General features: G+C 40.4%; 6 protein-coding genes. 2 read left to right on the top strand and 4 right to left on the bottom strand.

The features are described 5' to 3' along the window. The first annotated feature begins 227 nt into the window (after positions 1-227). Positions 228-998, top strand: a complete 771-nt coding sequence (locus H4J54_RS08670) for a class II aldolase/adducin family protein (protein WP_182190491.1) — start codon at positions 228-230, stop codon at positions 996-998. Between the two features lie 63 nt (positions 999-1,061). After that, a complete protein-coding gene (locus H4J54_RS08665) occupies positions 1,062-2,246 on the top strand; it encodes a mandelate racemase/muconate lactonizing enzyme family protein (protein WP_182136498.1) in 1,185 nt (394 codons plus the stop codon). A 241-nt stretch (positions 2,247-2,487) separates the two neighbouring features. Here H4J54_RS08665 and H4J54_RS08660 read toward each other — a convergent pair whose 3' ends face one another. From H4J54_RS08660 to H4J54_RS08645, 4 genes are all read right to left on the bottom strand, one after another. Further along, positions 2,488-2,946: an Lrp/AsnC family transcriptional regulator gene (locus H4J54_RS08660; RefSeq protein WP_182190490.1), complete on the bottom strand. Its 459-nt coding sequence runs from the start codon at positions 2,944-2,946 to the stop codon at positions 2,488-2,490. Positions 2,947-3,063: 117 nt separating this feature from the next. Continuing rightward, complete coding sequence (locus H4J54_RS08655) at positions 3,064-3,969, bottom strand: amidohydrolase (RefSeq protein WP_182190489.1); 906 nt, start codon at positions 3,967-3,969, stop codon at positions 3,064-3,066. Between the two features lie 35 nt (positions 3,970-4,004). Beyond that, complete coding sequence (locus H4J54_RS08650; protein WP_182190488.1) at positions 4,005-4,730, bottom strand: SDR family NAD(P)-dependent oxidoreductase; 726 nt, start codon at positions 4,728-4,730, stop codon at positions 4,005-4,007. 221 nt (positions 4,731-4,951) lie between these two features. Then, positions 4,952-6,481: a dipeptidase gene (locus H4J54_RS08645; protein WP_220464111.1), complete on the bottom strand. Its 1,530-nt coding sequence runs from the start codon at positions 6,479-6,481 to the stop codon at positions 4,952-4,954. Positions 6,482-6,573: the final 92 nt, after the last annotated feature.

The following is a 6,573-nucleotide window of genomic DNA, read 5'->3' as shown; positions in this document are numbered from 1 at the left end:
CAGGAAAAATGGCCAAATATAAGGCATTTATTTTAATAACTAGTTGTTCTAATTATTAAATAAATAACGCAGTAGTGGGTTATTTTAACCAGTAAAAATGATCAGATAATTAGTGAGATTGGTATAACTAATAATATCTGGAGCTTTCACTCTATGCCATCATAGGATAAGGTTTATAACAAATATACCCTCGATATTATTTTTCAAGAAAAAGGTAGTAAAGGCTGATGTTAGCAGTTCCCGTAATTGATTTAAAAGATAAAGTATCAGCACAAGAATGGCTACTCAGAGTAGATTTAGCCGCATGTTATCGACTGATTGCCTTACATGGCTGGGATGACTTAATTTACACCCATGTTTCGGTGCGTATTCCGGGTACCGAGCATGTACTGATTAATGCTTTTGGTTTACGGTTTGATGAAATTACCGCGTCGAATTTAGTTAAAGTAGATATGACGGGCAAGATAGTTGATGCTGACTGCCCGTTTGAGTTTAACCCCGCAGGTTTTACCATTCATAGTGCTATTCACGCCGTGCGTCATGACGATATTTGTGCTTTGCACGTGCACAGTAATGAAGCGATAGCGGTGGCGAGTTTAGAAGCAGGCTTATTGCCTATTAGCCAATATTCAATGTTTGCACTCGCCTCACTTAGTTATCACGATTATGAAGGTTTGGCGGTTAACGACGATGAAAAGTTGCGTATACAGCAAGACCTAGGTGATAAAAATTTCATGTTATTGCGTAATCATGGTGCTTTAACCATGGGTAAAACCATAGGTGATGCTTTTATGCATATGTATGATTTAATACGAGCTTGTCAAATTCAAGTACAAGTAATGTCGACGGGTATGAAGCCCCTATTGGTTGACCAAAGTATTGTTGATGGCATTAAAGCGCAGGCAAACATAGTGCATACCGGACTAACCGGTGGGCAAAAAGCTTGGCCGGCGATGTTACGTAGAGTCTATAAAGAAGATCCAAATTTCGCGCTATAACCCTGAATATCATGGCTGTAGTGATTTTAGCAGCGCATTTAAAAAACATGTAAAGAGAGCATAATGAAAGTAACTCATGTAGAAATTTTTGATATTGAATGTCCAAAACGTCCAGGTTGGAACCCAGTATTTATTCGTGTACATACCGATGAAGGTATTTCTGGAGTGGGTGAAGCAGGTCTTGCTTATGACTGGGGTCACAGTGCTGCAGCGGCGATGCTAAAAGAAATTAGTGAAGCGATACTGATAGGATTTAATCCCTTTAATACCGAATTATTGTGGTCTAGAATGCTACGAGAAAGCTTTTGGGGTTTAGGTGGCGGCCCGGTGCTTTATTCGGCCATGAGTGCGATAGATACCGCTTTGTGGGATATAAAAGGTAAAGCACTCGGCTTACCGGTTTATCAATTATTAGGCGGTAAAACTAATGAAAAGTTGCGCACCTATGCAAGCCAATTGCAGTTTGATTGGGATGAGAAAATCACTAAGCTTATTGAACCTGCACAATATGCAGAAGCCGCATTAAAAGCCGTTGCACAAGGCTATGACGCGGTAAAAGTTGATCCGATTGTTTATAACCATGATGGCAGTTCTTCATTTGATCGCACTAAATTATTTACCCCAAAACAAATGCGCTTATTTGGTAATCGCCTGCGCGCCATTCGTGATGCCGTGGGTGAAGACGTTGACATTATTTTTGAATCGCATTCATTAATGGGTGCGGCTTCAGCGATTCAAATGGGGCGAATTGTTGAAGAAGTTGGCTGCATGTTCTACGAAGAGCCAGTGAATTATCTAAACTCGGCAGTACATAAAAAAGTGGCTAACAATGTCAACGTGCCCATTGCGGGTGGCGAGCGCTTGTATCACCGTTGGGACGTAAGACCTTATTTTGAAGACCAAAGTATTGACGTGTTACAACCTGATATTGGCTTATGTGGTGGCTTTACCGAAGCTAAAAAAGTGTGTGATTATGCCGACGTTTACGATATTCGTATTCAGGCCCATGTTTGTGGAGGGCCAGTGGCTACAGCGGCGTCTTTACATCTTGAAACCGCGATTCCAAACTTTTTAATTCATGAACATCATACTTATGCCATTAAAGACTGGAACCGTGAGCTATGTTTACAAGACCCACAACCTGTGAATGGTTTTTTTGAAGTATCTGAAACCCCAGGCATTGGCATTGAGCTTAATGACGAAATAGTTAAACGCTCACCTAATGTGACCGTAAATGCTTTGAAATAAGGGGTTAAAAAGATTAGCTGTCAGTTGAAAGCTGTCAGCTTTCAGTTAAAAAGCAAGAGCTGTTTGTTTGATTTTACTGACAGCTCAGTACTGCAAACTTAACCGCTTTGGTATTAGATATAGCCCATTGAAAACTGTCAGTTTGGAGCTGTCAGCTTTCAGTTAAAAAGAAAGAGCTGTTTGTTTGATTTTACTGACAGCTCAATACTTCAAACTGATAGCTAATTTGATCTCTTTGGTCTTAGATATAGTCAATGGGTAGGGCTGTGGTGTATTTAATTTCTTCCATGGCAAAGCTAGAGCTGATGTCAGCAAAACTTGCCCGTGTGATCAAGCGTTGGTAAAAGCTGTCATAAGCTTTCATGTCGGGCACTACCACACGCAGCAAATAATCTATCTCGCCACTCATGCGATAAAACGCTAAAATTTCCGGAAAATCTATCGCTACCTTTCTAAACTCACTAAGCCATTTAGGATTGTGCTGATTGGTTTTAATGGTAACAAATACCGTTAAGCCGACATTAAGTTGCTCTGGATCGGCAAGTGCTACGCGACCTTTAATAATGCCAGACTTTTCCATCGCTTGAATACGTCGCCAGCATGGGGTTGTTGACAGACCCACTTGGCTGGCAACATCACTCACAGAGGCGGTACAGTCATGTTGTAATATGTTCAGTATTTTTTTATCAAATGCATCCATAAGTGTTTAAAACGAAATGGTTTTACCTAGATAGAGATGAATGAGAAATTATTTTGCGGTAAACAAGCCATTATTGCGAGTTATATTTTGTATAAGCGCTTACTGCTTGCTCAGCCGTTATAGAAATTTGTAAAAACGCTGCGCATTACTAAAGCATAATTGCTGTAACTGTTCGTGGCTATAGGCAAATTCAGACTCTTTTTTTATAAGCTCTGTTTTTATAAGCTCAGTACTTATACCTTGAGTATTAGCCAACCAAGTTTCTTGGTAGCTAGCATGCCACAAGCATAGCGGAAAGTTACTGGCTAGCATCACGCGTTCAACACCAAAAATGTCGATGCACTGACGGATGATTTTATATCGCCAACTTAGTGAGTAAGCTCTATCGGTTATTTCAAAACCAGAACATTTGATGAAAATATTGTCAAAGCTAGCTAAGCGTTTAAGGTTTTTTAACCAATTGGCCTGTTGCACCTTATCTTCTGTTGGCCAACCCGCGTGGTTAATACAAAGCTGTAAATGCGGTGTTAGTGATAATATGTTAAGTAAACTATCAACGGCCTGATGGTTTGCTAGTGGCATTTGCAGCTCAAAAATGAGTTTGTATTCGGCTAAGCTTGCTAGGTTATCTTGGCTGTTTTTATCGCTAAGAATGGCTAAAGCGTCGTCATCTAAAATATAACGAACGCCGACCACACTTTGATAGCGCATTAGCTTGTCCACTTGCTGTAAAAATTTCAATTTTGGTAGGGTAATATCTAGCATTGCTATGCTGCGAAAGGGCATGTTGCAGGTGTTTTCTAACCAAGCTATTTCGCGCCAAGGTTGCTGATTATCAAAACCTGCTTCAATATGAACAAAGCCTGCCAGTGTTAATGGCGAGGTTAGCGTTAGGTCATGCTCAGAAAAGTTTTTCGCTATCAGGTGTTTATCTGACCAAAAAGGCGGGTTTTCTGATCTTAACCATTGATAGTTACCTTTATTGAGATCAAATAAATGCAGATGAGGATCGATTATTTTCATTTCTATTTATAGTAGTGATTCAATTGAGTTTAACGCTATTGCGCTGTGTAACCGCCGTCGATAACTTGCAAGCTGCCGGTGATAAATTTAGCTTTATCTGAGGCCAGAAAGTACACCAGTTCTGCCACTTCTTCCGCTTGTCCTAATCTACCTAAAGGCTGCAGTGCCGCTTCTTCTGCGTGCACGTCAGCTTTGTTAGCTCCTGACTTTTCACAATAATTATTAATCGCCTGATGATAAAGCGGGGTTTCTATAGTGCCTGGGCACACGGCGTTGGCGCGAATATTAAACTGCGCGTAATCAAGCGCAGTAGTTTTCGCCATTGAGGCTAGCGCGGCTTTACTGAGGTTATAGGCAAAAGAGTTATGCTTGGCAATTAATGCTTGATCTGACGACATCAAAATTATCGCGCCGTTTTGTTGAGTTTTCATTACGGGCAAAACCGCTTTAATGGCGGCGTAAGCACCTTTAACATTAATATTGAAAACGCGTTCTAAATCCGCTTCACTGGTGTTTTCAATCGAGCCTGAAAAATGTATGCCGGCGTTGGAAACTAAAACATCGATAGCGCCTTGTTTGGCAATATCAGCAATAATCTGGCTGACATCGGTAACCTTGGTGATATCACAAGGGCAAAAATCACCAAATGTTGACTCGTTAATATCGAGGTTAAACACTTGATAATTTTTCGCCAAAAACAGCTTAACAATACTTAAGCCAATGCCAGAACTGCCACCGGTAACCACACAAACTTTTTTCATAGCACTAATACATAAATTATTTTGTTAAATAATATCGCGACGAGTGCTAAATACCAAGCCTATTAGCTTACTTAAAGACAAACCAAGGGTAAAACGAGCAGCATTGCTGTACTGAAACCTCAGTGTCAACCGGTAAACAAACAGACAAGTAAACTGAAAGCTGACAGCTATTAACTGACAGCTTCTAACTGGCAGTTTCTACTGACCGCTATTTTCTATATTTATTTAGCTAATTCGACTAACGCCGCGGTATACATTTTCAAATTTAAAACAAACTGCTCCATAGTAATAAATTCATGCTCAGAATGGCCGGTGTATTCGGTATTGGGCATCGACGGGCCAAAACTAACCGCATTAGGAAATAAACGTGAATTTGTACCGCCGCCAATAGCAATAGGCTTAGCGTCTTTAATACCGGTGAAATGGGTAAACACCGCTAACAAGGTATCAATATGTGGGGCATTTTTTTGTATAAAAGGGTCGCCAATATAATGTTCTAACTCTTTAACGTCAGCATCAAATTTGTTATTCCAGTTCTGCACTGCTTGGTGTATTTCATCATTAAGTTGCTGTTGACTCTTGCCTTGTGGACGGCGCAAGTTAATGTTTAGCTCTAGGCTTTCATCATGCTGTTTTATCACGGTAGGGGAGACGGTCATTGGGCCCATAAAATCATCTTGATAAGCAATGTTACCAAATTTTTCACCTGTTAAACCTAGGCCGATATTGTCATTGATAAAGTTAACCAAAGTACCTGGACCATTATTTACCCAACGCGTGCTAGACAATAAATCAGCAAGGTAGGGAATAGCATTTACGCCATCATTAGGTTTTGAAGAGTGCGCTGATTTTCCTAAAACATTAATGGTTAAGGTGCTGTCTTTTAGTTCAAGATCAAAGCTGATATCTTGGTAACTGCGTGCTTTGCGTATTAACCTTTGGAGTAAAACAATATTGGCGTTTTCTATGGTTGCACTGGCATCTTCAGGGATTTGGCTACCAAAGAAGCCACCACTAAATTCACTGACATACGGAGATATTGTTGGCTTTTCCTGCTTGTTAAAAACTAACTTAATGGTGCCATAACCTTTTTCTGCAATAACCACAGGGTATTCGGCGTCAATGGTGATATTGGTTTGTGGTAAGTCATGGGTTTTGATATAAGCTTTCAGTGGCTCCCAGTCTGACTCTTCCGCCATGTAAATGTATAACTCAATACGTTTGTTCAGTGCTATTTTTTTATCTTTAATCGCCTTCATGGCATATAAAGCGGTTGAGATTGGGCCTTTATCATCTTCAGTACCACGGCCAATTAATCGCCCCGGCTCTGTGGTGATATCAAGTTCAAAAGGTGATTTTTGCCATTTTTTTGGGTTAGCGGGTTGCACATCGCCATGAGTAATAATACCCAAGCGTTCTTTTTGGGCACCTAAGCCAATAATAACCACATAGCCATCGTCGAGATAATCGAAGCCGAGTGTTTGCGCTTGTTTTTTCAATTCTTTTTTAAAGGCAATGTGAGCCGGATTGTCATTAACTGACACTCCCTCTTTGGCAACCGTATTGTGCTTAATCAGCGCACGTAAACTATTTAGCATATCATCTTGGTAGGTCGCAACAGCATAGTCAGCCGTTGTTTGCGCGACACGGCTTACGGGCGCAGTTTTCGCTGTAGCCAAGAGACTGATGGTTAATGATAAAAGATAAGTTGTTATGATTGTTGCCGATAAAAGCGTAAGTTTTTTAAGCAAAAGGTGCTCCAGTAATTTGCGATTAAGAAATTTTCAGGGTGACATACCTACTTTACTTCACTATTTAGCCCTGAAACTGCATCTTGAAGTAG

Source organism: Colwellia sp. MB3u-8 (genome assembly GCF_014076985.1).
GTDB lineage: Bacteria > Pseudomonadota > Gammaproteobacteria > Enterobacterales > Alteromonadaceae > Cognaticolwellia.
The sequence above is the reverse complement of the archived record's forward strand: the minus strand, read 5'-3'. Positions and strand labels throughout refer to the sequence as shown.

What these genes read in the sequence shown, in the direction of transcription:
- H4J54_RS08670 (WP_182190491.1), top strand. Translation starts at nt 228, where the DNA reads ATGTTAGCAGTTCCCGTAATTGATTTAAAAGATAAAGTATCAGCACAA.
- H4J54_RS08665 (WP_182136498.1), top strand. Translation starts at nt 1,062, where the DNA reads ATGAAAGTAACTCATGTAGAAATTTTTGATATTGAATGTCCAAAACGT.
- H4J54_RS08660 (WP_182190490.1), bottom strand. Translation starts at nt 2,946, where the DNA reads ATGGATGCATTTGATAAAAAAATACTGAACATATTACAACATGACTGT.
- H4J54_RS08655 (WP_182190489.1), bottom strand. Translation starts at nt 3,969, where the DNA reads ATGAAAATAATCGATCCTCATCTGCATTTATTTGATCTCAATAAAGGT.
- H4J54_RS08650 (WP_182190488.1), bottom strand. Translation starts at nt 4,730, where the DNA reads ATGAAAAAAGTTTGTGTGGTTACCGGTGGCAGTTCTGGCATTGGCTTA.